This window comes from Pseudomonas sp. KD5, assembly GCF_012932895.1.
Taxonomy (GTDB): Bacteria; Pseudomonadota; Gammaproteobacteria; order Pseudomonadales; family Pseudomonadaceae; genus Aquipseudomonas.
In genome coordinates this window covers 1-1,517 of the sequence record NZ_JDWJ01000031.1, presented here as the reverse complement: position 1 = coordinate 1,517, position 1,517 = coordinate 1, and the positions used below count along the sequence as shown (strand labels likewise).

The 1,517-nt window shown below is 52.7% G+C and carries 1 protein-coding gene; it reads left to right on the top strand.

Going from position 1 to position 1,517, the window contains the following annotated elements; translation table 11 throughout:
* On the top strand, positions 1 to 1,255 hold a 1,255-nt coding region (locus AF70_RS29940; protein ID WP_028940416.1), incomplete at its 5' end, for an RHS repeat-associated core domain-containing protein.
* Between the last annotated feature and the right edge of the window lie 262 nt (positions 1,256 to 1,517).

Below are 1,517 nucleotides of genomic sequence, written 5' to 3'. Positions count from 1 at the left end.
GGCCGGACTCAATACGGTTCGGGTGTTGCACTGGGTAAGCGACCCACCGTCCGGGGTCAACGATCAATACCGGTACAACCTGGTCGATCACCTGAGGTCCTGCACCCTGGAACTGGCCGACGACGCACGCATCATCAGTCAGGAAGTCTTCTATCCCTTTGGCGAAACTGCATGGTTTGCCGGTTCGGACGTGGTTGGCGTCGACAATAAAACCATTCGCTATTCGGGTAAGGAGCGCGATGCGACGAGGCTCTATTACTATGGTTTTCGGTACTACGTGCCGTGGTTGTTCCGTTGGCTGAATCCTGACCCCGCGGGGAAAGTGGATGGACTGAATCTGTATTGGATGACCCGAAACAACCCGGTCAGCTTGATTGATGACAGTGGAGCCATTTCGAAAAAGCCCTTTAGTAACGGCTTACGGGCACCGGTAATCGCCACGGGTAATGAGCGCGAAGTGCCGGGTGCCAAGCCCGTTGATGCGGGAAAACCTATCCACATGGTGCCATTCACGGGGCAGTCAGCGGATATCCTCAAAGCATTGTCGATTCCTGAATTTAGCCATGTGGGGGTTAACACCGACTTGCTGATGTCAACGAAAGTCGCTTATTCACCGCAAGTCAGCTCGCAACTGGCGAATAAAGAAGGCGCCAGTTTTATATTTTCAATGCAGCGGATGACGTATTCCGGCGCGGCGAAGGGTGAGTTCAATGCCCTCAAGGTTGTCGATATCGCTGCTGGTGAAATTCCTGAACAATCCAGCGCAGTCTCCGGCTATTGGGCTGCGCAGGGAGGGTATGTAGACATACCTGTCCATCCCAAAGGCACGGACCCCGAGTTTGTTTTTACACCGGGTTTCAGTGGTTGTTCGCTGACGGTCGATCAGCTCAATGACAATGTTTTGCGGGTGAGGCACGTAGAGGGTGCAAAAGAAGATGCGCAATACAACAAGTTACCTTCCGCTGAGCACGGAATGGGGCTCAGCGCATCGATGGAATTTACCGATTATGGGTTTGATGTTGATGAAAACAACAGTGTGATCACAGAGACAACCGGGTTCGCCTTTATGAGGTACGACCGAAAAATAAAGGCGTGGGACATTCATTATCAAACCCTTCAAGGTGCAGCGACCATCGGAAAGTATTCCCCGACCCGGCGAGGTTTTTTTGGCGCAACGAAGTCCTCTGTGAATGTGTTCGAGCGTACCAAGGTCAGAAACACCATGAGCAAAAAGGTTGTCACCGCCAGGCAGTAAATCGGCGGGACAAAAAAGGCACACCCAATCCGCTGCGGGAATGGGCAGTCGTGGTTCAAGGGCGTGTACCGCTGGTCGCTACTGTAATTTCTGACAGTAGCCAGGCAGTCAGCGCCACGATTAGATGGCCATTGGCAAAAAAAAGGATATCCAGGGTATGCCGGCCACGACGATGGGAATGCACTACAACACACCCAAAGTGTCTGTCTTCGATCCGCGAGGATTGCCCGTCTGTTCGGTTGATTATTGGCGTGAGGTTGAA